The 1,018-nt window shown below is 65.5% G+C and carries 1 protein-coding gene; it reads left to right on the forward strand.

The features are described 5' to 3' along the window. A partial coding sequence (lptF, locus tag ACXJKR_RS33395) for an LPS export ABC transporter permease LptF (RefSeq protein ID WP_457326515.1) occupies nt 1-931 on the forward strand: 931 nt, incomplete at its 5' end. Nucleotides 932-1,018: the final 87 nt, after the last annotated feature.

The raw sequence follows: 1,018 nt of genomic DNA on the forward strand, positions 1-1,018 counted from the left end.
CGCCCACCTCGCGACCATGCTCATCCTGTCGCTGTTCGTTGCCGTCGTCATCACGCTCAGCCGCTCCTATCGCGAGTCGGAAATGACGATCTGGTTTGCCAGCGGCGTGCCGCTGTCGCGCTTCGTGCGCCCGGTGCTGCGCATGGCTTGGCCGGTGCTGCTCGGCGTCATCGTGCTCGAGCTGCTGGTCTGGCCCTGGGGCAATCAGAACAGCGCCGAATTGCGGGACCGTTATCAGAAGCGCGGCGACCTCTCGCGCGTGGCGCCGGGCCAGTTCCAGACCTCGCGCGACGGCAGCCGGGTCTTCTTCATCGAACGCGACGGCGACAACGCCGCCACCGGCCGCAATGTCTTCATCCTCGCCAACCAGAACGAACGCGAGTCGGTGACGACCTCGGCCCGCGGCCATCTCGAGATGGAAGGCGATGACCGCTTCCTCGTGCTGGATCACGGCCAGCGCAACGAGAGCCAGCTCAAGACCGGCGAGAAAAGCCTGGCACGCTTCGAGCAGTACAAGGTGATGACCGACCCGCAGGTGCTGGCCAATGCCAACCAGCTGCCGCCCAAGGCCATGGCGACGTTGGACCTGCTGCGCCTGCCCACGCCCAAGAACCAGGGCGAGCTGGCCTGGCGCTTCGGCATGATCCTCGCCGGCTTCAACATGGCCCTGCTCGGCGTCGGCCTGTCGGCATCCAACCCGCGCCGCGCCAGCAACTGGAATCTGCTGTTTGCGCTACTGGCCTTCGTCATCTACTTCAATCTCATCAACCTGTCGCAGTCCTGGGTAGGCAACGGTCGCACCAGCCTGCCCCGCGGCCTGCTGACCGTGCATGGCAGTGCCCTGTTCCTGGCCCTGGCCGTCATCTGGCTGCGCGACAACGCCAACCGCTTCTGCCTGCGCCGCCGCGTAAGCAAAGAGGCGATGGCATGAGGACCGTCCGCGCCCTGCTCTACAAGGACATCGCCGGTTCGGTGCTGATGGTCGCGCTGGCCTTCCTGTCGCTGTTCTTCTTTATCG

Source organism: Roseateles sp. P5_E11, assembly GCF_054049355.1.